The organism is Streptomyces sp. NPDC031466 (assembly GCF_055581265.1).
Genome location: NZ_JBVIJT010000011.1, coordinates 170,422 through 192,116 on the forward strand (window position 1 = coordinate 170,422; position 21,695 = coordinate 192,116).

The 21,695-nt window shown below is 74.2% G+C and carries 17 protein-coding genes and 1 pseudogene; 14 read left to right on the forward strand and 4 right to left on the reverse strand.

Annotation, left to right across the window (positions count from 1 at the left end; genetic code table 11):
* The first annotated feature begins 18 nt into the window (after positions 1–18).
* A complete protein-coding gene (locus ACZ5GP_RS27175) occupies positions 19–1,050 on the forward strand; it encodes a cysteine synthase family protein (RefSeq protein WP_468753307.1) in 1,032 nt (343 codons plus the stop codon).
* 5 nt (positions 1,051–1,055) lie between these two features.
* A complete protein-coding gene (locus ACZ5GP_RS27180; protein WP_468753429.1) occupies positions 1,056–2,543 on the forward strand; it encodes an MATE family efflux transporter in 1,488 nt (495 codons plus the stop codon).
* A gap of 166 nt (positions 2,544–2,709) precedes the next feature.
* On the opposite strand, the gene ACZ5GP_RS27185 is transcribed toward ACZ5GP_RS27180, so the two are convergent.
* Positions 2,710–3,510 (reverse strand): TetR/AcrR family transcriptional regulator, encoded by an 801-nt coding sequence (locus ACZ5GP_RS27185; protein WP_468753308.1) that lies wholly within the window; start codon positions 3,508–3,510, stop codon positions 2,710–2,712.
* Between the two features lie 250 nt (positions 3,511–3,760).
* On the opposite strand from ACZ5GP_RS27185, the gene ACZ5GP_RS27190 reads away from it, so the two are divergent.
* The 5 genes from ACZ5GP_RS27190 (at position 3,761) to ACZ5GP_RS27210 (ending at position 10,912) form a co-directional block, all read left to right on the forward strand.
* Positions 3,761–5,227, forward strand: a complete 1,467-nt coding sequence (locus ACZ5GP_RS27190) for an MFS transporter (RefSeq protein WP_468753309.1) — start codon at positions 3,761–3,763, stop codon at positions 5,225–5,227.
* Positions 5,224–7,107 carry an ABC transporter ATP-binding protein gene (locus tag ACZ5GP_RS27195; RefSeq protein WP_468753310.1) on the forward strand — a complete coding sequence of 628 codons (1,884 nt, stop codon included), beginning with the start codon at positions 5,224–5,226 and terminating at the stop codon, positions 7,105–7,107. Before ACZ5GP_RS27190 ends, ACZ5GP_RS27195 begins: the two co-directional genes overlap by 4 nt.
* Positions 7,104–8,858: an ABC transporter ATP-binding protein gene (locus ACZ5GP_RS27200; RefSeq protein WP_468753311.1), complete on the forward strand. Its 1,755-nt coding sequence runs from the start codon at positions 7,104–7,106 to the stop codon at positions 8,856–8,858. Before ACZ5GP_RS27195 ends, ACZ5GP_RS27200 begins: the two co-directional genes overlap by 4 nt.
* Before the next feature lie 37 nt (positions 8,859–8,895).
* Positions 8,896–9,732 carry an inositol monophosphatase family protein gene (locus tag ACZ5GP_RS27205; RefSeq protein WP_468753312.1) on the forward strand — a complete coding sequence of 279 codons (837 nt, stop codon included), beginning with the start codon at positions 8,896–8,898 and terminating at the stop codon, positions 9,730–9,732.
* A 280-nt stretch (positions 9,733–10,012) separates the two neighbouring features.
* Entirely contained in the window at positions 10,013–10,912 is a 900-nt protein-coding gene (locus ACZ5GP_RS27210) for a polysaccharide deacetylase family protein (protein WP_468753313.1), read from the forward strand.
* 255 nt (positions 10,913–11,167) lie between these two features.
* On the opposite strand, the pseudogene ACZ5GP_RS27215 reads toward ACZ5GP_RS27210, so the two are convergent.
* A pseudogene (locus ACZ5GP_RS27215) lies at positions 11,168–11,522 on the reverse strand (ATP-binding cassette domain-containing protein); the annotation flags it as partial.
* 123 nt (positions 11,523–11,645) lie between these two features.
* On the opposite strand from ACZ5GP_RS27215, the gene ACZ5GP_RS27220 reads away from it, so the two are divergent.
* From ACZ5GP_RS27220 to ACZ5GP_RS27245, 6 genes are all read left to right on the forward strand, one after another.
* A complete protein-coding gene (locus ACZ5GP_RS27220) occupies positions 11,646–12,419 on the forward strand; it encodes an aminoacyl-tRNA hydrolase (RefSeq protein ID WP_468753314.1) in 774 nt (257 codons plus the stop codon).
* Between the two features lie 102 nt (positions 12,420–12,521).
* On the forward strand, positions 12,522–13,289 hold the full coding sequence (locus ACZ5GP_RS27225) for a DUF4142 domain-containing protein (RefSeq protein WP_358586693.1): 768 nt from the start codon (positions 12,522–12,524) through the stop codon (positions 13,287–13,289).
* A 92-nt stretch (positions 13,290–13,381) separates the two neighbouring features.
* Positions 13,382–14,677 (forward strand): MbnB/TglH/ChrH family RiPP precursor modification enzyme, encoded by a 1,296-nt coding sequence (locus ACZ5GP_RS27230; RefSeq protein ID WP_468753315.1) that lies wholly within the window; start codon positions 13,382–13,384, stop codon positions 14,675–14,677.
* 5 nt (positions 14,678–14,682) lie between these two features.
* Positions 14,683–15,756, forward strand: coding sequence for a TIGR04222 domain-containing membrane protein (locus ACZ5GP_RS27235; protein WP_468753430.1), 1,074 nt, complete (start codon positions 14,683–14,685; stop codon positions 15,754–15,756).
* A gap of 166 nt (positions 15,757–15,922) precedes the next feature.
* Positions 15,923–16,696, forward strand: a complete 774-nt coding sequence (locus tag ACZ5GP_RS27240; protein ID WP_468753316.1) for a TIGR04222 domain-containing membrane protein — start codon at positions 15,923–15,925, stop codon at positions 16,694–16,696.
* Between the two features lie 110 nt (positions 16,697–16,806).
* Entirely contained in the window at positions 16,807–18,408 is a 1,602-nt protein-coding gene (locus ACZ5GP_RS27245) for an alpha/beta hydrolase (RefSeq protein WP_468753317.1), read from the forward strand.
* Between the two features lie 21 nt (positions 18,409–18,429).
* Here the strand turns inward: ACZ5GP_RS27245 and hemQ are convergent, their stop codons facing one another.
* Complete coding sequence (gene hemQ / locus ACZ5GP_RS27250; RefSeq protein ID WP_468753318.1) at positions 18,430–19,158, reverse strand: hydrogen peroxide-dependent heme synthase; 729 nt, start codon at positions 19,156–19,158, stop codon at positions 18,430–18,432.
* Between the two features lie 4 nt (positions 19,159–19,162).
* Entirely contained in the window at positions 19,163–20,626 is a 1,464-nt protein-coding gene (gene hemG, locus ACZ5GP_RS27255; protein ID WP_468753319.1) for a protoporphyrinogen oxidase, read from the reverse strand.
* Between the two features lie 123 nt (positions 20,627–20,749).
* Between hemG and ACZ5GP_RS27260 the strand changes: the two genes are divergently transcribed.
* Complete coding sequence (locus ACZ5GP_RS27260) at positions 20,750–21,679, forward strand: DUF4349 domain-containing protein (RefSeq protein WP_468753320.1); 930 nt, start codon at positions 20,750–20,752, stop codon at positions 21,677–21,679.
* The last annotated feature ends 16 nt before the right edge of the window (positions 21,680–21,695 follow it).

Consider the following 21,695-nt stretch of genomic DNA (forward strand, 5'->3'; position numbering starts at 1 on the left):
CTCTACAGGAGCACATCGATGCCCGGAGCCCTGCAGCGCCCCGCCGTGGTCTCCCACGTGTCCGACCTCATCGGCCGCACGCCCCTTCTGGAGCTTGCCACCACCGAGACCGGCAGCAGGCTGCTGCTGAAGCTGGAGATGTTCAACCCCACCGGCACCGCGAAGATCCGCATGGCCCGGCAGATGATCCTCGACGCCGAGGAGCGCGGCGAACTGCGCCCCGGCGGACGGATCATCGAGTCGACGTCCGGCAACACCGGCCTCGGCCTCGCGGTGGTGGCCGCCGAGCGCGGCTACACCTTCACGGCCGTCGTGGACCACCACGCCTGTACGGACAAGCTGCGCGCGATGAAGGCCCTCGGCACGGAGCTGGTCTACGTCGACGAGGGCGGCGACAGCGAGGAGCTGGCGACCGCCGCGCGCGAGGAGCTGGCGGAGGAGATGGCGCGCGGCAAGGACAACACCATCTTCACCGAGCAGCACAACAACCCCAGCAACGGCGTCGGTTACTTCCCCGTGGCCCACGAACTGCACGAGGCGCTCGACGGCCGGCTCGACGTGCTGATCGGGGCGGTCGGCACGGGCGGCGCCCTGTGCGGCACGACCCGTGAACTGCGCAAGCTCGTACCGGGGTTCGCCACCGTCGGCGTCGAGCCCAAGGGGTCGATCGCGTTCGGCGGGCCCGCCCACGACTACTACCAGTCGGGCACGGGCACGCCCGAGGGCGCCGAGATCGGGGCGCTCGTCGACTTCGACCTGATCGACGAGGGCGTCAAGGTCGGTGACGTCGAGGCGTTCGCGACCTGCCGGGCCGTGGCCCGCACCGGGCTGCTGATCGGCGGCTCCGCGGGCGGCGTGGTGTACGAGGCGCTGACCCGCCTCGCCGCCCTCCCCCCGGGCAGCACTATGGTCGCCCTGATCAACGACGGCGGCGAGAAGTACCTGGACACCGTCTTCGACGACGCCTGGATGACCGCCCGCAACCTCCTCGATCCCGACGCGGAACGCGAGATCGACGAGCTCCTCACCAAGCTCCGCAGGAACCGATGACCTCGATGCCCCCCAAGCCCGACTCCCCCGCCGCCGAGGCGTCCGGACGGGACGCGCCGCCCTCGGCGCTCGCGACGCTGCTCGGCGACAGCCGGGCGCTCGCCACGCTCGCCGTTCCGCTCATCCTCACCCAGCTGGCGCAGGTCGCCCTGACCACCACCGACACGGTGATGATGGGCCTGCTCGGCACGCAGGAGCTGGCCGCGGGCGGTCTCGCCATCGTCATCTTCAACCAGCTGCGCACGATGGGCGTCGGCCTGGTCACCTCGGTCGGCAACCAGATCGCCGCGGCGGCCGCCCGTGCCGAGAAGGCCGACGGGCAGAGCGCCGAGAAGGGCGCCGAGAGGAGTGCCGCGAAGGCGGAGGCGGGCAAGGCGGGCGGTCACGAGGAGGTGCGCGGCATCGTGCGCGCGAGCATGGCCGTCGCCACGCTCGCCGGTGTCGTCGGCGCTGTCCTCATGGTCCTCATCGGCCAGTGCCTGACGTGGCTCGGCCAGGACGCCGCCGTCGTCGACCGCACCCAGACGATGCTGCTGGCGCTCGCGCCCGGTCTGCTGCCGTGCCTGTGGTTCCAGGCGATCCGCCAGTTCACCGTCGGCATGCGTCGCCCGCAGGCGCTGCTGCGCATCACGGTCGCCTCGATCGCCGTCAACGCGGCGCTCAACTGGGTGCTCATCCACGGCACATGGGGCCTGCCGAAGCTCGGCCTGACCGGCATCGGCGTGGCCACCTCCACCGTCTACCTGCTCTCCTTCCTCGCGCTGTACGCCTCCGCGAAGCGGGACGCCACCCTCGCGCCGCTGCTCACGCTGAACGCCGCCAAGGCCGATCCCGCCGCCGTGAAGCGGCTCATCGGGCTCGGGGTGCCGATCGCGGCGACGTACGGCTCGGAGGCGGGCTTCTTCTCCGTCACGGCGCTGATGGCCGGTGCCTTCGGGCCTGCGGCGCTAGCCGCGCACACGGCCGTGAACCAGCTCGTCTACATCGTCTTCCAGGTCGCCGTGGGCCTCTCGCACGCCGCCTCCATCAACGTCAGCAGGGAGTTGGCGCTCGGCCGCACCGACGATGCGCGGCGCATCAAGAACACGGCGCTCGCGTGCGCGGCGGCGGTGATGGCGGTCGTCGGCATCGCCTACCTCGCCGTGCCGCGCCTGGTCCTGGCCCCCTTCATGGACTCCGGCTCGGACCGGGCGCTGACCATCGCCACGCATCTGCTGATCGTCACGGCGTTCCTGCAGTTCTTCGACTGCGCGCAGAACATCGGCGTCGGCCTGCTGCGCGGCCTGGACGACACCAAGAGCGGTTTTCGCATCACGGTCATCGGCTACTGGGCCGTCGGCCTGCCCGCGGCCTGGCTCCTCTCGCACCCGCTGGGCCTGGAGACCGTCGGCATCTGGCTGGGCCTCCTCACGGGCCTCGCGACGACGGCGGTCCTGCTGCTGCGGCGGTACGGGGCGTCGCTGGCGGCCCGGGAGAGGGCCCTGTCCATCTGACGCCCGGCCCGTGACAGGGCGGCGCCCAGGCCCTCCTTGTGGTCCGCGCCGCCCGAGGGGCCGACGACGTCGCCGCGGGAGCAGTTGTGCCTGTGGTCGCCGGTCCAGTCACCGAGGGCCGGGATGACGCCGGCTTCCTGGCGACACACATCTTCGCCGGTGAGGTTCAGTCACCGGCCGCGGTGGTTCCTTTGCCGGTGCCCTCATCGGCGTGGACCTCAAGGGGGGCGCCAGGCCCTCGCCCCGCGGGCCGCTCGCCCGAAGGTCGCGCCCCGGCTGGCCTCTCGCCCGACGGCCCCGTCCCGGTGAACCGCGCCAACAGGCCGTCCACGAAGTCGCGTACGCCCTCCGGGTAGATGTCCCGCGCCGCCAGCTCGCCCCACCGGTCGCCCACGGCGGCCAGGTGGGGGACCTGTGTGGCGTCGAAGGACTCGCGGAAGGTGAGCGGTCCGGCGTCGGGGCGGCGGCGGGCGGTGTTGGCGCGGACCAGGACCTCGCCGACGGTGTAGTACCAGACGTCCCGGAAGACGTCAACGGACTGGGCGGGCGTGCAGCCGCAGTCGACGGCCCCCGAGAGGATCGCCTCGACCATCCACAGCGCCGATTCGTCCAGGAGCCCGACGAACCCGTCGGCCGTGAGGATCTCCGCCGCCCACGGCCACGCCGCGAGGGCGTCGCGCATCGCCGTGGCGGACGCGATGACGCGCTCGCGCGGATCATCCGGCAGCCGCACGCGCCCGAGCTGTGCCAGGTGCTGGTCGAGCATCAGGACCAGCAACTCGTCCTTGTTCCTGATGTGGTGGTAGAGGGTCGTCGCCCCGACGCCCAGCTCGGCAGCGAGTCGACGGATCGTCAGTTTCTCCCAGCCGTCCACGTCGATGAGCCGCCGGGCGGCCTCCAGGATCTGCGGGCGGGAGGTCACGGGCGGCCGGCCGGTCCGGCCGTGCGGTGCGGGCGTTCGGGACATCGCCCCATCATGCCGCGCCTCCTCCCCCACCGCGCGACCGGGCGCCAGTGGCGCCCGACCGAGGCGCCACTGGCGCGGCACGAGCGCGGGCAAGCAGCGGAGGGCCGGCGACCAACCCCCGTACGACCAAAACCGTTTCGAGATTCCGCGTGCACTCCCGCCACCCCCGATGCTACTTTCGGAACATGTTCGGAAAGTTGCTCGGCGCCTCGGCGCCCGCTCACCCCACCCCTCAGGAACGGAGTCCGCGATGACGGAGAGAACCGACGCGCGGCCAGGGCTCACGCTCGCCGCGGTGGCCGTGGTCCAGTTCATGGTGTCGCTGGACCTCGCGGTCGTGAACGTGGCCCTGCCCCGCGTCGCCGACGGCCTCGGCTTCGACGCGGCGGGCCTGACCTGGGTGATCCACGCCTACGCCCTCACCTTCGGCGGTCTGCTCCTGCTGGGCGGCAAGGCCGCCGACCGCTACGGCCGCAAGCGGGTCCTGCTGGCCGGCCTCGCCCTGTTCGGCGCCGCCTCGCTCCTCGGCGGCCTCGCCCAGGAGCCCGGCCACCTCGTCGCCGCGCGGGCCGCGCAGGGCATCGGAGCCGCCGCGCTGGCCCCAGCCGCGCTGGCCCTGCTGGCCGAGACGTTCCCCGCCGGCCGGGCCCGCGTCCGCGCCTTCGGCGTGTGGAGCGCGACCAACGCCGCGGGCGGCGCCTTCGGGGTCCTGATCGGCGGCCTCCTCACCGAGTACGCCGGCTGGCGCTGGGTGATGTTCGTGAACGTACCGATGGTCGCCGTCGTCCTGCTCCTGGCCCGGCGCGGGATCGCCTCCGGGCGCCCGGCCGCTCCCGCCGGCCGCCCGGACGTGCTCGGCGGCGTCCTCGCGACGGCCGGCATGACCCTGCTGGTCTTCGGCGTCGTGCGCACCGACCGGCACGCGTGGACCTCTGCGGCCACCCTGTCCACCCTGGCGGCGGCCGTCGCGCTGCTCGCCGCGTTCCTGTACGTGGAGCGGACCACCACCCGCGAGCCCCTGGTGCGGCTCGGCCTGTTCGCCAACCGCTTCGTCGCCGGCGCGAACGCCTTCAACCTGCTGGCCGGTGCGGCCATGACGGCGGCCTTCTACTTCATGTCCCTCTACGTCCAGCACGCCCTCGGCAAGGGACCGGCCGCGGCCGGCCTGATGTTCCTGCCGCTGTCCCTCGCGGTGGTCGCCGGCTCCGTGTTCGCCGTGAAGCTGGGGTACCGGCTCACGCCGCTCACCCTCCTCATCGGCGGCGGGCTGCTGACGGCGGCCGGGCTCGCCTGGTTCGGGCTGATCGACGCGGACGGCTCGTTCACCGGTGACGTGCTCGGGCCGTCGCTCGTCATCGGAGTCGGCTTCGGGCTCTGCCTCGGCCCGATCGTCGCCACCGCCACCACCGGTGTCGCGCCCCACGAGACGGGCACCGCCTCCGGCCTGCTCAACAGCTCCCGCCAGATCGGCGCCTCGCTCGGGCTCGCCGCCCTCGGCACCGCGGCGAACCACCGCACCGGCCGGAGCACCACCCCCGAGGCCCTCACCGACGGCTACGCGCTCGGCCTGACCCTCGGCGCCGGGCTCGTGGTGAGCGCCGTCCTCATCGCCGTGGCCGTGCTGCCCCGCGGTGGCGCGCCGATACGGGCCGGACACGACGATCACCACGAGGACAGCTCGCCCGCCACGAGCCCCACGACGGCGGGTGGACGATGACCGGCACCGACCTCACGAAGCCACCCGCGCCCACCGCGCCACCGCCGGACACCGCCGCCGGCTCCGGAACCGGCCACGCCCCCGGACGGACCATGACCAGGCTGCTGCGCCCCTACGCCTGGGGTTTCGCCGCCGTGGTCCTTCTCCAGGTCATCGGCGCGCTCGCCGGCCTCGCACCGCTGCTGGCCGTCGTCGAACTCGGGCGTACGCTGCCGGCACCCGGCCCGCCGGACCGCGACCACGTGTGGCGCGTCGTCCTCACGGGCGCGGCCGGTCTCCTCGTACGCCTGCTGCTCACGGCCGCCTCGACCGGCATCGGCCATGTCCTGGACGGGCGCGTGCAACTGACGCTCCGTCGGCGGCTGGCCACCCAGCTCGGGCGGGTGCCGATCGGCTGGTTCTCCCGGCGCGGGACGGGTGAGCTGGCGAAGGTGGTCGGGGAGGACGTGAGCGCCGTGCACCCGTTCATCGCCCACGCACCCGGCGAGCTGGTCTCCGCGTTCGTGGTGCCGGCGGCGTCCCTGGTCTACCTGTTCGCCGTCGACTGGCGGCTCACGCTGATCACGCTGGCCCCGGTGGTACTGGCGATGGCGCTGGTGCCGCTGATGATGACGCCCGCCCGGCTGCGCGAGCAGGAGGAGTTCGACGCGGGCATGGGCCGGATCTCGTCCTCCGTCGTCGAGTTCGTGCAGGGCATCTCGGTCGTCAAGACCTTCGGCGGGTCCGGGCGCGCCCACCGCGCCTTCCTGACGGCCGCGGACGACTTCGTGGCCACCTTCCGGCGGTGGGTGCACGGCATCTCCCCCGTCGCCGCGGGCATGCAGCTCGCGCTGTCACCGCCGTTCGTCCTGCTCTCCGTGCTGACCGGCGGCACGGCGCTGATCACCGGTGGCGGTCTGGACCCCGCCGACCTGCTGCCCTTCGTCCTGCTCGGCCTCGGGCTGACCGCTCCCGTGGCGGCCCTCGGGCACGGCTTCGACGACCTCCAGGCGGCCCGGCGGGCGGTCGGCCGCATCCGGGACGTCCTCGACGTCCCGCCGCTCCCCGAACCCGTGCGCCCGCGCACGCCCCAGGGGCACCGCGTCGAACTGCGCGACGTCCGCTTCGGGTACGAGCCCGGCCACGAGGTGCTGCGCGGCATCGACCTGGTGCTGGAGCCGGGGACGGTCACCGCGGTCGTGGGGCCCTCGGGGAGCGGCAAGTCCACGCTGGTCCAGCTGTTGCCGCGGTTCTTCGATCCGTCCCACGGCTCGGTCGTCCTCGGCGGCGTCGACCTGCGTGAGCTGAGCGGCCGGGAGCTGTACCGGAGGGTGTCCTTCGTCTTCCAGGACGTACGGCTGCTGCGTACGTCGATCGCGGACAACATCGCCCTCGCGGTGCCGCACGCCGGCCGTGACGAGGTGGTGCGCGCCGCCCGATCGGCGCACATCCACGAGCGGATCCTCCACCTGCCGCGCGGCTACGACTCGGTGGTGGGCGAGGACGCGGGCCTGTCGGGAGGAGAGGCCCAGCGGATCGCGCTCGCCCGCGCGCTGCTCGCCGACACGCCCGTCCTGGTGCTCGACGAGGCGACCGCCTTCGCCGACCCGCAGACCGAACAGGCGGTGCGCCGCGCTCTCGCCAAGCCGGCCGGCGGGCGGACGGTTCTGGTCATCGCCCACCGCCTGGAGACCATCGCCGACGCGGACTCCGTCGTCGTCCTGGAGAACGGAACGATCGCCGAGCGCGGCCGGCCCGACGAACTGCTCGCACAGGACGGGCCGTTCGCCTCGTTCTGGCGGGCCCACCGGGCGGCGGCGGCCGATGAGGGCGAGGTCCCCGGCCGTACTCCGCACGACGAGACCTTCGTCCGGACACCCCAAGGAGACGAGCCCCGATGATTTCCCTGCTGCTGCGTGTGCTCGGCCGCGAGTACGCCCGGCCGTTGCGCCGCACGGTCGCCCTGATGACCGCCGCCGCCGTGGCCGAAGGGCTGTCCTACGCCCTGCTCGTCCCCGTGCTGCGGGCCCTGTTCGGCGACTCCCCCGCCGACGCCTGGCCGTGGCTGGCGGCGTTCGGGGCGGCGGTCGCGCTCTACGCGGTGCTGCGCTACCTCAGCGATCTGTCGGGCTTCAAGGTGGGCAGCGCGCTGCTGAGCGGCATGTACCACCGGCTCGGCGGCCATCTGGCCCGGCTGCCCGTCGGCTGGTACACGGGCGGGCGGCTCGGTGAGCTGTCCGTCCTGGCCGGCCGGGGCGTCCTGCAGGCGATGAGCGTGATCGCGCATCTGCTGGCGCCGTTCGTCTCCGCCACGGTGACCCCCGTGACGATCGTCGCCGTGATGCTCGTACAGGACTGGCGGCTGGGACTGGCCGCGCTGGCCGCCGTGCCGGTCGTGGCGGCGGTGCAGATCCGCACGGGACGCTCGATGTCCGCGGGTGACGCCGAGCGGGCCCGGCGGGACGACCAGGCCACCGGGCGGGTCATCGAGTACCTCCAGGTCCAGCCGGTGCTGCGGGCCGGTGGCCGGACGGCCGAACGCTTCGAGCTGCTCGACGGCAGTCTGCGGGACGTGGAGCGCGCCTCGCGCCGCTCCACGCTCTCCGCGCTGCCCGGCGCCGTGGGCCTGACGCTCACCGTGCAGGTGACGTTCACCGTACTGCTGGCCCTCGGCGCCCGTCTCGCGCTCGACGGGAGCATCGGTGTCGCGGAGCTGCTGACGGTCCTGGTGCTGGCCGCCCGGTGCGCGGACCCGCTGCTGTCGCTCGCGGACATCGGCGGCAGACTCCGCGGGGCGCGTACGGTGCTGGCCGGACTCGACAAGGTGCTGCGCGCCGAGCCCCTGCCGGAACCCGCCGATCCGGTCCGGCCGGCCGGGCAGGACGTGGAGTTCGACGCGGTCACCTTCCGGCGCGGGGGCAGCGCCGTGGTCACCGACGTGTCGCTGTCGGTGCCGCAGGGACAGCGGCTCGCCGTCGTCGGCCCGTCCGGGGCGGGCAAGAGCACCCTGCTGCAGTTGCTCGCCCGCTTCCACGACGTGGACGCGGGTGCCGTACGGATGGGTGGGGTCGACGTCCGCGCGATCGGCACCGAGGCGCTGATGGACCGGATCGCCGTCGTCTTCCAGGACGTGTACCTCTTCGACGGCACGATCGAGGAGAACGTACGGCTCGGCCGTCCGGACGCCGACGCGGCCGAGGTGCGGGCGGTGGCGGCCGCGGCCCGCCTGGACGAGGTGGTCGAGCGGCTGCCCGGCGGCTGGGCGACGCGCGTCGGCGAGGGCGGCGCGCTGCTGTCGGGCGGTGAGCGCCAGCGGGTCTCGATCGCGCGGGCGCTGCTGAAGGACACGCCGGTGGTGCTGCTCGACGAGGTGACCTCCGCGCTGGACCCGGTGAACGAGGCCGCCGTCCACGAGGGCATCGACCGCCTGATGGCGGGCCGCACGGTGGTGATGGTCGCCCACCGCATGCGCACGGTACGGCGCGCCGACCGCATCGTCTTCCTGGACGGCGGCCGCGTCGTGGAGCACGGAACCCACGAGGAGCTGCTGGCACTCGGGGGCCGCTACGCGCGGTTCTGGGACGCGGAGTCCCGCTCCCCGGGTACAGGGGTCCGGGGGGTGGATGCCGTCTCCCGGGGCCTTTCGCAGTAACCCCGCTGGGTGGCTTCGCCTCGATAGTCTGTTCGGCGTGATCGACTCATACGCGGGTTCTGACGATGCCGCAGTCGCGATAGCCGGAGCGCGGGCCGGCGCGGACGTGGTCCGCACCCTGTACGGCCGGCGGCTCAACCGCATCGACAAGGGTGCCGGGGACTTCGCCACCACAGCCGATGTGGAGGCGGAGGCGGCGATTCTCGGCGTCCTCCGTGCCGCACGGCCCGATGATGCGGTACTGGGCGAGGAGGGCGGGCAGCGGGGTGCCGCCGACTCTGCGCGCCAGTGGTTGGTCGATCCCCTGTGCGGCACGCTGAACTACGCCGTCGGCAACATGCTGGTCGCTGTCAACGTGGCGCTGCGCGACGGGGCGGCGGCCGTGGCCGACCCGTTCAGCGGCGAGGTCTTCTTCACCGACGGGGAAAACGCCTGGGTGCGGCATGGCGGGGCCGACGACGCACTGCTGACGCCCACGCCGTCCACCCGATTGGTGGACGTCAACCTGGACCCGCCGTTCCCGAGTGCGCCGGGATTCCGGGCCGTGGATCTGCTGGCCCGCCCCGAGTTCGTCGAGCGTTTCCGCCCGCGCGTCGTCTCCACGACGCTGGCGCTCGCCTGGGTGGCCGCCGGCAGACGCGCCGCGTACGTCACCGATGGCGGTGACCTCTCCAGGAGCGTGCATTTCGCGGCCGGCATCGCTCTGTGCCGCGCTGCCGGCTGCGTCGTCACGGGCATCGACGGTGCCCCGACGGGTGAGGCAGGTCGCGGGCTTGTGGCCGCCGCCGACGAGGAGACCCACGGGCTGTTGATGTCGATGCTGTGCAGCCGGGGCGAGCGCTCATCGTCACCCGCCGGGATCGCACCGAACTGACGCCGCCCCGGCGCACGGTCTGTCGCAGCTTCCGCCCCTCCTGGTGGGTCAGTCCGCGCACCCGGACAGGCCCGGCCACCGCGCCTCCGGCGAGCGCGTCGGATAGCACCGCACATCCAACCGCCATGACCCACCGACCCGGCGAACCGGTGCGGTCACGGCACCGGAGGTCCGCAGGGAGAAGGCCGGCGTACCCCGGCGGCGGCGCGGACGGGTGGTCCCACGGGAGCCATGCGACCAGATAACCTATTTATCGCATTCGCACATATATCGTCACCGCGTGATCACTCTCGCACGGAGACGCGCCGCGCTCTGCGCCCTCGGCGCCCTGACCACCGTCCTCGCCGGCTGCTCGTCCGGCGACACCACGACGCACGGCCGCCCGGGTCACCCGGCTCGGTCCGCGGCGGCCCTCGCCCCCTCGCCGCCCGCCCCGCCCACTCTCGCGGCCGGCCCGTCGGGCCTCACCCCCGTCTTCACCAACGGCTCCCGCACGCACGGCCGTACCGTCGCGCTGACCTTCGACGCCGACATGACCGCGAATCAGGGGTCACGCGCGGCGGCCGGCGAGCGCTTCGACCACCCCGAGCTGGTCGCCACCCTGCGCCGACTGAAGGTGCCCGCGACCTTCTTCATGACGGGGCGGTGGGCGGAGGAGTATCCCGACCAGGCCAAGGACATCGGCCGGGACCCGCTCTTCGAGGTCGCCAACCACTCCTACAGCCACCACGCCTTCACCGGTGACTGTTACGGCCTGCCGAGCGTGCCCCGGGAGCGGATGCGCGCCGACATGGAGCGCGCCTTCGCAGCCCTCCGCGCGGCGGGGGTCGAGCGCCCCGTGCCGTACTTCCGTTTTCCCGGCGGCTGCTACGACCAGCGGGCGCTGCGCGCGCTCGCACCCGGCGGCGTCACCGCCGTGCAGTGGGACGTCGTGAGCGGCGACGCCTTCGCCACGGACGCCGGCGCGGTGGCCCGGCAGGTGATCGACGGGGTCCGGCCGGGATCCGTCGTCGTCATGCACTGCACCCGCAGCGCGGCCCCGACGACGGAACGCGCCCTGCGCACCATCGTGCCGAAACTGCGGGAGCGCGGCTTCCGATTCGTCCGGGTCTCGGAGCAGATCGCCTCGACGCGGACGCCGGCGCCGGCGAAGGAGGGCCCGGCGGGGGCACGGAGCTGACCCCGGCCGCGCCACGTCAACCCCGGCGCGAGCTGAGGGCGCAGGCCGCCCAGGACGCCGCCGCCGCCAGTGCCGCGGCCGGCGCTCCCAGGGGCCAGGGAACGGCCCCCTCACGTGACCCCGTGGTCAGGTCGGTGAGCACCGACCGGGCCGGGGAGCCCGCGATGACCAGCAGGAGCAGCGCGCCGAGCAGCATCGCGGGCACGGCCTTCGCCGGGGAGCGCAGCAGCGGCCAATTGGGCGTACGCCCCCGCGCCGAACGTTCCAGCCACTGCTCGGCGCTCCGCTCGGCCGACCGGCCGGCGAGGCCGTGCACCCGGGCCATGTGCGTGAGGTAGGCGACCGCGGTGAACGGCATCGCGGCGGGGAAGCGCTCGGGCACGAACGCCGTGCGGGGCCGTCCCTCGATCCGGCCCTCGCCGGGCGTGTCGATCCCGGCGAGCAGCCTCAACAGGGTGGATTTTCCGGTGCCGTTGGCGCCCCGCACCCGCACCAGCGCACCCGCCCGCACGTCGAGGTCGACGCCGCGCAGCACCCATGGGCCGCGCATGCCGTAGCGACGGCCCACCCCGGCCAGGCGCCTCACGAGGTCACGTTCCCCGCGGACCATCCTGTTCGGACCATCCTGTTCCATGGCGGCCATCCTCGCGCACGGCCGCGCAACCCCTTCCGGCGGTCCCCGGAGCCCGGGCGGGCGGCGTGCCGGGGATCTTCCGCCTGGCAGACTGGGCGGGTGAGCGACGAGACCACCACCCCCGACACACCGGACGGCGAACACACCCGGCACGCCCCGGCGCCCCCGGTCGGCCAGGACAGTCCCTTCCGCCGGGAGAGCGCCTCGCGTGACGACGCACCGCAGTTCGTGCTGCCCCTCGTCGCCCGCATCGAACGCGCCGCTCCCCCGGCCCGCACCGACGCCCTGGAGACCGCCGCCCGCGCCGTACTGGTGATGCTGAGCGACGCGCGTTCCCTCGGCGACGGCGCGTGGGCGCAGGCCGTGCGGGACTGGCAGGACGCCCGCATCCGCAAGGTGGTCCGCAGGGCGCGCGGCGCCGAGTGGCGCAGGGCCGAGGCGCTGCCCGGCATCACCGTCACCGGCAAGGCGGCCGAGGTCCGGGTCTTCCCGCCCGTACCGCTGGACGGCTGGCCCAAGGACCTGGCGCGCCTGCAGGTCTCGGGCACAGACCTGGACGACCCGGAGCCGCCGGCCGGCGCCGACCCCACGCACCCCGTCCTGTGGATGAACCCCGAGGTCGCCATGTCGGCGGGCAAGGCGATGGCCCAGGCGGGCCACGGCGCCCAACTGGCCTGGTGGGAACTGTCGGACGAGGACCGCGCGGCATGGCGTGACGCCGGTTTCCCGCTGTCCGTCCGCACCCCCGACGCCGCCCACTGGCGCGAACTCACCGCCCTGGGACTGCCGGTGGTGCGCGACGCGGGCTTCACCGAGATCCGGCCGGGCACGGCGACGGTCGTCGCGGACCACCCCGGCCTGCGCGGGCGCTGATCGCGCCCGTTCCGTTCGAGGTCTCGCAGGATTGAACGCCCCACCCGTATCTTCCGTACTCCCCGGTATCACCGGCGGCACCGGAGCACCACGGGAGGCACCTTGCGGCGCGTCAACGGCACGGCTCTGATCATCGCGGCACTCGTCGCCACACTGGGCGCGATCGCCTTCCCCGTGTGGTCGTACGCCGACCGCTCGGGCACCGGGCCCGCCAATCTGGCCGCCGGGTCGGTGCCCACCCAGTGGGGGCCGCTCTCGGCGGCCGACCGGGATCTGCTGGTGAAGGTGCGGCTGGCCGGGCTCTGGGAGATACCGGCGGGTCAGCAGGCCGTCGAGCGCGCGCCGACCGAGGCCGTCAAGGAGGCGGGCGATCACCTCATCGTCGGCCACACCGATCTCGACCAGCGCGTCCGCATCGCCGCCGGGAAGCTGGGCGTGGAGCTGCCCAATCAGCCCAACGAGCAGCAGCAGGGCTGGCTCAGGGAGCTGACGGAGGCGAGCGGCGAGACGTACCAGCGCAAGTTCGCGAACCTGCTGCGCGTCTCGCACGGCAAGGTGTTCGCCGTGATCGCCCAGGTGCGCGACACCACCCGCAACTCCCTGGTCCGGCAGCTCGCGACGGACGCCAACCAGACCGTCCTCGACCACATCACGATGCTGGAGGCCACCGGGCTCGTCGACTTCGACGACATCGCGAACGGCGCCGCGTCGAACGCCACCGCGAGCCCCTCCGGGCCTCCCCCGCCCTCCGGGAGCACCCCTCGCGAGCCCGTGCCCGCCGGGCCCAGCGGCGAGATCTCCACCACCTCCCGCCCCTCACCCGCCCCACCGGGCCAGGTCAACACGGGGCGGCCGGAACCTCAAATGTAGCTCTGAACGTCTCCCTCGCGGGGTTCGGCCGCTCACGCCGGGTGTAAGACGTGAGCACGGGGGACCGGGGGACGAGAAAAAGGGGGAGCGGCATGCGCCGTCTGGGGACCGGAATAGGGTGGCGGCCGGAGATCGCGGACGCCGTCGAGGCCATGCCCGGCATCGACTGGGTGGAGGCCGTCGCGGAGAACGTGTGTCCGGGGCATCTGCCCGCCTCCCTGTTGCGGCTGCGCGAGCGCGGCGTCACCGTCGTGCCGCACGGCGTCTCCCTCGGACTCGGCGGCGCGGACCGCCCCGACGAGGGGCGGCTGACCGCGCTCGCCGAGCGGGCCCTGGCGCTCGGCGCGCCGCTGGTCACCGAGCACATCGCGTTCGTGCGCGCCGGCGGCGACCTCACCGCCACCGCGCCCCTGGAGGCCGGGCACCTGCTGCCGGTGCCCCGCACGCGCGACGCGCTCGACGTGCTCTGCGAGAACGTCCGCGTCGCGCAGAACGCGCTGCCCGTGCCGCTCGCCGTGGAGAACATCGCGGCGCTGGTCTCCTGGCCCGGCGAGGAGATGACGGAGGGGCAGTTCCTGTACGAGCTGGTGGAGCGGACGGGCGTACGGCTGCTGATCGACGTCGCCAACCTCCACACGAACCACGTCAACCGCGGCGAGGACCCGGCGCGGGCCCTGGACGAACTACCGGTCGAGGCCATCGCGTACGTCCATGTGGCGGGCGGCTTCGAGCGGGACGGCGTCTGGCACGACAGCCACGCGCACCCGGTGCCGGAACCGGTCCTCGCTATCCTGGCCGACCTCGCCTCCCGGGTGAGTCCGCCGGGCGTCCTCTTGGAGCGGGACGAGAACTTCCCCGCACCCGCCGAGCTGGAGCGGGAGCTGGACGCGATCCGGGCCACGGTCAAGGCCTCGGGCGAGCTGCCCGCCGCCGACCTGCCCGGCAGGCGCGGCGAGGTCCCGCCCGCGCCCGGAGCCGCCCGGCAGCGTACCGCCCTCGCGCAGGCGGCCCTGCTCTCCGCCCTGGTCGCGGGCACCCCGGCCCCGGAGGGCTTCGACCACGCGCGGCTGAAGGTGCAGAGCCGCGCGCTGGCCGCCAAGCGGGCCGAGGTCGTCGCGAAGGTGGCGCCCGAGCTGCCCGGCATCCTCGGCGCGGGGTACCGCCCCGCCTTCCTCGCCTACGCCCGCTCCCGCCCCATGACGGGCGGCTACCGCCAGGACGCGCTGAGCTTCGCCGAGCACCTGCTGCTCGCCGGACGGCCCGAGGACGCCGACGCCAGGCGGCGGTTGAGCCACTGGTGGCTGGAGCGCTCGGGGCCCGCGCCGCTGGCCCGGCGGCCCGCCGCCCGGCTGCTGAGCGCCACCCGCCGCGTCCTGCTGGGGCGGTGACGGACATGGGCATCGCGGGTGTGCTGTACACGATCGCCGTCGCGCTCTCCTGCGCCGCGCTGATCAGGGGCGTGGCGGCGGCCGGGCGGGGCAGCGGCCACAGTGACGACGACCACGGGGACTTCGTGCGCGGGACGCTGGAGGCCGCGTTCCTCTCCGGTGGTCCCGCCCGGGTCGCCGACGCGCTGATCGCGGGCCTGCACGAGGACGGCCGCCTGGTCGTGGCCGGGCCGGGTGTCGTCGGCATCCCCCGGCCGACGGCGAGGAACGCCGCGGAGCAGGCCGTCGTCGACGCCCACCGCGCGGCGCCCAGCGGCGCGCTGCACTGGCTGCGGACGGCCGTCGCGCACAGCGGGCCGGTGCGGGAGACCGGCGACGCGCTCGCGGCGCGCGGCCTGCTCATGCTGCCGGGGCCGCGGCGCACATACCGGCAATGGGCCGGGGTCCAGCTCCTCCTGAGCATCTTCGGCTTCGTGGTGGCCGCCGTACTGACCCTCATGGAGTACACGGGCGGCCCCCCGGAGCCGGGCAGCGGCGACGAGGTGCTGGACGCCATCGTGCGCATGCTGCCCGCGGGCGTCGCCGGTGTCGCGACCGCCCTGATCTGCCTGTGGATCACCGACAAGCAGCTCACGTCCGCCGGGCGCCGCGCGCTCGACGAGTACGTCGCCTCCTCGCGGCACCTCGCGGGCGCCGGGCACCTCGTGGCGACCCGGGGCCTCGCGGCGGCCCACCCCGACCTGCGCGCCCAACTGGTCACCGCCGCCCGGCTGCGGGGGCGGGCGGTGCCTGCCCCGAGCCCGTACACCCCTTCGCACCAGGACCCGAACCTGTGGGTCACGGTCGGCGGATTCGCGTGCTCGGGCGGGACGGGCGGTTCGGCCTGCTCCGGAGGGGGCGGCTCGGCCTGTTCGGGGGGCGGCGGCTCCGCGTGTTCGGGGGGTGGTGGCGGCTCCTCGTGCTCCAGCGGTTCCTCGTGCTCCAGTGGTGGGGGCGGCTCCTCCTGTTCCAGCAGTGGAGGTGGCTCCTCATGCTCCAGCGGCGGGGGCGGGTCGAGTTGCGGCAGCTCGTCCTCCTGATGACTCCTGCTGACTCCTGCTCAGGGCACCCTGCCGCCCGCCGTGTCCCGCCCAAACCCCCTGTCCTGAGCGCGGCCACCAACGAAACGTGGTCCACCGGTCACGCGGTGTCCACATAGTGAAAAATCCCTGGCCCCGAGCTGGGGGCCTCGCGTAGAACACCGCCATGTTCTGGGTCCCCCTCTTCCTTCTCGCCTCGGCCGTCACCGCCCTGGCCTGCGGCCGGCTCTGCCTGGCCGCGAGCCGCGCCGCCGACCAGGAGCGGGCCGCGCCGCGCGGACGCGAACTCACCCTCTACGAGGCCGCGTTCCTCTCCGGCGGCCCCGACCGCGTCGCCGAGGTGACGCTGGTGGCGATGGCGGGGGCCCGGCGGCTGCTGATCGCGCACACCGGCTGGGCGACCGTGGTCGACCCGGTGGGCCGCGACGAGATGGAGCGTTCGGTGCTCGGTGCGATCGGCCCGGCGGGCCAGTCGCGCATAGCGCCGATACGCCGGGGCACGGCCACCGCCGCCGCCGTGCGGGCGCTCGCGGACCGGCTCGTCGCCGCGGGTCTGGCCGTCCCGGACGGAGCCGCTTCGGGCGTCGCGGCCGCCGTGCGCCAGGTGCGGGCGGCGGCGGTGGCGGTGCTCGCGCTCGGCGCCGCCGCGGCCCTGCTGCCCGGGCAGGGGCCCGAGAGCGCGGGGCAGGTGCCCGTAGCGGTCTGGTTCGGGCTGCCGCTGCTCCTGTGCGTGGGCTGCCTGGTGATCGCCCGGATCGAGGCGCACCCGTATCCGCGGTGGGCGTCCCCCGCCGGGCAGCGGCTGCTCGGCACGCTGCCCACGCGCGGCGACCACCTCACCGCCGTGGCCGTGCACGGGGTCCGCGCGGTCGCCGACCCGGGCCTGCGACAGGCGTTCAGTGGACGGGGGCGGCGGGAAACCACGCACGGGGGGCTTTGAACCCGACACCGGCGACCGGTGCTTTACTTCTCCGAATATCACACGAATCATCCCTTTTGTTCGAAGATCGCCTGGAACACATGGCCGAACAGAAGAGGTGGACACGCGCGATGAGAGCAGCAGCCGCCCGCTACGGAACCGCCGGATCCCTGGTCCTGACCGCCCTCGTCGCCGCCCCGGCGCACGGCGTGGGCGCCGCCCCGCCCTCCCCCGAGGACCGCGGCACCGCCGTCGCCGCGCAGCGCGCCGAGGCCGTCGGGATCCGCTGGGGCACCTGCACCAAGGCCGAGGGCCTGCCGCCCTTCGTCCGGTGCGGCACGGTGTCCGTGCCGCTGGACTACGCCCGGCCCGACGGCGAGCAGATCAGACTGACCGTCAGCAGGGGCAAGGCGCGGCGCAAGGACGGGGACCGGGCGGTCACCCGGCAGGGAGCACTCGTCTACAACCCCGGCGGGCCCGGCGGTTCCGGCATGTACTTCCCGATCCTCGGCGCCATGCCGGAGTGGAAGCGGATCGCGGCGGCGTACGACCTCATCGGCTACGCGCCGCGCGGCGTCGGCCGCTCGGCGCCGCTGTCCTGCCAGGACCCGAAGGAGTTCACCAAGGCGCCCACCCAGGCGCCGATCCACCCCGACGAGGCGGAAAAGCGCGAGCGTATCGCGCGGGCGAAGGCGTACGCGCTCGGGTGCGCCGCCCGCAACCCGGGCCTGCGGCACTACACGACGCTGAACAACACACGCGACCTGGAGGTGCTGCGGGCCGCGCTCGGCGAGCGGAAGCTGACGTTCATGGGGGCCTCCTACGGCACCTACTTCGGGGCCGTGTACGCCACGCTCTACCCCTCGCACGTGCGCCGCATGGTCTTCGACTCGGCGGTCGACCCGGCGCCGGAGCAGATCTGGTACCGCAACAACCTCGACCAGTCGCTGGCCTTCGAGCGGCGCTGGGCGGACTTCCGGGCCTGGGTGGCCAAGCACGACAAGACCTACCGGCTGGGCGCGACGCCCGAGCGGGTCCAGGACAGCTACCGGGCGGTGCGCGCCGCGCTGGCCCGGAAGCCCGCGGGCGGCAAGGTCGGCCCAGGTCAGCTGCACGCCGCCTACCTCAAGGCCGGGTACTACGACGACTACTGGCCGGCGCGCGCCGCCGCGCTCTCCGCGTATCTGAAGGGCGATCCGAAGCCGCTGATCGAGCAGGCCGCGCCCGAGCCGCGCGCCGCGGCCGAGGAGGAGAACGGCAACGCCGTCTACACCGCCGTCGAGTGCAACGACGCCGCGTGGCCGACGGAGTTCGCCACCTGGGACCGCGACAACACCTCGCTGGCGCGCGTGGCGCCCTTCGAGACCTGGGACAACGCGTGGATGAACCTGCCGTGCGCCTTCTGGACCGCGCCCCGGCAGCAGCCGGTCGACGTGGCGACGGCGCCCGGCGAGCTGCCGCCGACGCTGATCCTGGCGGCCGAGCGCGACGCGGCGACGCCGTACGAGGGAGCGCGGGAGCTGGAGCGCAGGCTGGCGGGCTCGGTCCTGGTCACCGAACGGGACGCGGGCACCCATGGCATCGCGGGCGGTCCCAACGCCTGCGTCAACGGGCACCTGGAGGCGTACCTGCTGGAGGGCCGGCTCCCGGTGCGGGGCGCGGCGTGCGCACCGCACGGGGAGCCGAAGCCGCGGTCCGGCGAGCGGGTGGCGGAGCGTCCCAGGGCCCTCTGAGGCAGGGGCCCTTGCGGGGGGTTACGCCAGGCCGGCCACGAGGTCCGCCACGGACTTGCGGCGGCCGGTGTAGAACGGCACCTCTTCGCGTACGTGCATCCGGGCCTCGGAGGCGCGCAGGTGGCGCATGAGGTCGACGATGCGGTACAGCTCGTCGGCCTCGAAGGCGAGCAGCCACTCGTAGTCGCCGAGGGAGAAGGAGGCGACGGTGTTGGCGCGCACGTCGGGGTAGCCGCGGGCCATCTTGCCGTGGTCGGCGAGCATGCGGCGGCGGTCCTCGTCGGGCAGCAGGTACCAGTCGTAGGAGCGCACGAAGGGGTACACCGAGACGTAGTTGCGGGGCGTCTCGTCGGCGAGGAACGCCGGGATGTGCGACTTGTTGAACTCGGCGGGGCGGTGCAGCGCCATGTTCGACCAGACCGGCTCCAGGGCGCGGCCCAGCTTGGTGCGGCGGAAGAGGTTGTAGGCCTCCTGCAGCTCGTCGGCGGTCTCGGCGTGCCACCAGATCATGACGTCGGCGTCGGCGCGCAGGCCGGAGACGTCGTAGGTGCCGCGGACCGTGATGTCCTTGGCGCCGAGCTGGTCGAACAGCTCCTGGACCTCGTCGGCGTAGCCGCCCCGGTCCGTGGCGTCAACGGGAAGCACATCACGCAGCTTGAAGACCGACCACAGCGTGTAGCGGATGACCTCGTTGAGGTCCTTGGCCTTCTTGCCGGCGTTGGGGGTCTTGGCGGGGGCGTCGTCACTCATGGGGCTATTCTCCTCCGCCGCCGTGCAGGCTCTGCACCGGGGCGCGGGTGAGCTGCTCCACACCGGTGAGGTCCCCCGCGAGCTGGTCGACGGCCGCGTTGGCGCTCGCGACGCAGGCGGGGATGCCCACCCCGTCGTACGCCGCCCCGCACACCGCGAGGCCGGGCAGCGCGGCGACATGCGCGCGGATGCGGGCCACGCGCGCGTGGTGGCCGACGGGGTACTGCGGCAGGCCGTCGTCCCAGCGGGAGACGCGGGAGGCGACGGGCTCGGCGGTCAGTCCGGTGGCCTCGCGCAGGTCGCGGCGGGAGACGTCGACCAGGTCGGCGTCGTCGCGGGCGAGGTCCGCCACGTCGCCGTGGCGCCCGACGGAGGTGCGCAGGACCAACAGCCCGGGGTCCTGCCGGTCGATCCACCCCCACTTGCGGCTCGCGAAGGTGGACGCCTTGATGGTGTGCCCGTCGACGGGCGGCACGAGGAAACCGCTGCCGTGGGGAAGGTCGGTCTCGGCACGCCGGTAGGCGAGGGTGATCAGGGCCATCGAGGCGTACTCGACGGTGCGCAGCTCGGCGGCCGCGGCCGGGGACTCGGCGGCCAGGAGCTTCGCGGCGGCGGGCGCGGGCAGGGCGAGGACGACGGCGTCGGCCTCGTGGACGCCGTCGGGGGTGACCACGTGCCAGCCGTCGCCGGTCCGGCGCAGCTCCGTGACCGGCGTGTCCGTGCAAATCCGGGCGCCACGCGCGCGTACCGACTCGGCGACGGCGAGCGGCAGTTGTCCGATGCCGCCGTCGATGCCCATGAACACGGGGCCGGTCTGCTGCTTCTCGGCGGCGCGGGCCTGGATGTCGCGGACGCCGTCCGTGAGGGAGGCGTGGGTGCGGGCGGCCTCGAAGAGCTGGGGGACGGCGGAGCGCATGGAGATGCGGTACGCGTCCCCGGCGTAGACCCCGCCGAGCAGCGGTTCCACGAGGCGGTCGACCACCTCGCGGCCCAGGCGGGCGGCGACGTACTCACCGACCGCGACGTCGTCGCCGATCTCGGTGGGCGGCAGCTCGCGCTCGCGCTCGATACGGCGCACTCCCTCCTGCGAGAGGACCCCGGCGAGGGCGGCGGCGTCCCCGGGCACGCCCATGACGTGGCCCTTGGGCATGGGGCGCAGGGCGCCCCGGGTCCAGATCGCGGCGGTCGCCGTGGCGGGCGGCTGGAGACGGTCGGCGAGGCCCACCTCGCGGGCCAGGGCGACGGCCTCGGGGCGGCGGGCGAGCATCGACTCGGCGCCGAGGTCGACGCGCACCCCGGCGATCTCGCCCGCGTGCAGCTTGCCGCCGAGCCGGCCGGAGGCCTCCAGGAGGGTCACGCGGGTCGTCGGGCCGGTGGTCAGGAGCCGGTGCGCGGCGGCCAGGCCGGCGATTCCGCCTCCGATGACGACGGTGTGGCCGTGGCCCGTGCGTGTGTCCGTTTCGCGCATGTCCCCACTCTCTCAGACCGCCGAGTCCCGACCGTGACCGCATCGGGACCTGCCGGCAGCCACCGTTTCGCCCTCTCCCGCGTCGTAGAAGCATCACCGGCCACACATTTCGGGGGTACGTCGATGCACACGTCCAGCAGGTCACCGCACCGCACAGCCGGGCACCGCGCCGCCCGGGCCCTCTCCGGGGTCCTGCTGGCGGCCGCGCTGGCGCTCACCGGCTGCAGCGCGGGCGGCGACAGCGGCGGCAGCGGCTCGGGGGGCGACAAGGCGGCGGGACCGGCCGCCCGGCCGGATCGCCCGGAGGGCGCCGCGGGCGCCCGGGCGGGCAAGTCCCGCGAGCACAAGCCGCCGAAGCCCGCGGGCACGCACATCATCCGCACCGCGACGCTCGTCGTGCGGGTCAAGGACGTGCCGAAGGCGCTGGCGGAGGCGCGGGCGGCGGCCGAGGACGCGGGCGGTCTCGTGGGCGACGAGAACACCTCGCGCGACGACGAGGGCCGCGAGCGGTCCCGCGTCGTGCTGCGGGTCCCGCAGGACGCGTACGAGGAGGTCCTCACCGCCCTCGAAGGCACCGGCAAGCTGCTCGACCGCCGCGCGAAGGCGCAGGACGTCACCGATCAGGTCGTGGACGTCGAGAGCCGCGTCAAGTCCCAGCGGGCGAGCGTGGCACGGGTGCGGGAGCTGATGGACAAGGCGACCGAGCTGAGCGATGTCGTCACCCTGGAGGGAGAGCTGAGCACCCGTCAGGCCGATCTGGAGTCGCTGCTCGCCCAGCGGGCCTCGCTGAAGGATCGCACCACCCTGGCGACGATCACCCTCTCCCTCACCGAGGGCGCGCCACAGGCCGACGACGGGGACGAGGACCCGACGCTCGGCGACGCGCTCGCGGGCGGCTGGGACGTGTTCGTCACGGCACTGCGCTGGATCGCGATCGCCCTGGCGGCCGTCCTGCCGTTCGCGGCGGTGGCCGCGGTGGCGTTCCTGTTGTGGCTGCGGGTCCTGCGCCCCCGCCTGGCGCGCCGCCCGGCGCCGCGGGGGCGGGACGACTGAGCGGGCCGCGCCCTGT

Excerpts from the sequence above, each read along its gene's own strand:
- ACZ5GP_RS27200 (WP_468753311.1), top strand. The coding sequence starts at position 7,104 with ATGATTTCCCTGCTGCTGCGTGTGCTCGGCCGCGAGTACGCCCGGCCG.
- ACZ5GP_RS27260 (WP_468753320.1), top strand. The coding sequence starts at position 20,750 with ATGCACACGTCCAGCAGGTCACCGCACCGCACAGCCGGGCACCGCGCC.
- ACZ5GP_RS27185 (WP_468753308.1), bottom strand. The coding sequence starts at position 3,510 with ATGTCCCGAACGCCCGCACCGCACGGCCGGACCGGCCGGCCGCCCGTG.
- ACZ5GP_RS27230 (WP_468753315.1), top strand. The coding sequence starts at position 13,382 with ATGCGCCGTCTGGGGACCGGAATAGGGTGGCGGCCGGAGATCGCGGAC.
- ACZ5GP_RS27235 (WP_468753430.1), top strand. The coding sequence starts at position 14,683 with ATGGGCATCGCGGGTGTGCTGTACACGATCGCCGTCGCGCTCTCCTGC.
- ACZ5GP_RS27190 (WP_468753309.1), top strand. The coding sequence starts at position 3,761 with ATGACGGAGAGAACCGACGCGCGGCCAGGGCTCACGCTCGCCGCGGTG.
- hemQ (WP_468753318.1), bottom strand. The coding sequence starts at position 19,158 with ATGAGTGACGACGCCCCCGCCAAGACCCCCAACGCCGGCAAGAAGGCC.
- hemG (WP_468753319.1), bottom strand. The coding sequence starts at position 20,626 with ATGCGCGAAACGGACACACGCACGGGCCACGGCCACACCGTCGTCATC.
- ACZ5GP_RS27175 (WP_468753307.1), top strand. The coding sequence starts at position 19 with ATGCCCGGAGCCCTGCAGCGCCCCGCCGTGGTCTCCCACGTGTCCGAC.
- ACZ5GP_RS27240 (WP_468753316.1), top strand. The coding sequence starts at position 15,923 with ATGTTCTGGGTCCCCCTCTTCCTTCTCGCCTCGGCCGTCACCGCCCTG.
- ACZ5GP_RS27195 (WP_468753310.1), top strand. The coding sequence starts at position 5,224 with ATGACCGGCACCGACCTCACGAAGCCACCCGCGCCCACCGCGCCACCG.
- ACZ5GP_RS27245 (WP_468753317.1), top strand. The coding sequence starts at position 16,807 with ATGAGAGCAGCAGCCGCCCGCTACGGAACCGCCGGATCCCTGGTCCTG.
- ACZ5GP_RS27180 (WP_468753429.1), top strand. The coding sequence starts at position 1,056 with ATGCCCCCCAAGCCCGACTCCCCCGCCGCCGAGGCGTCCGGACGGGAC.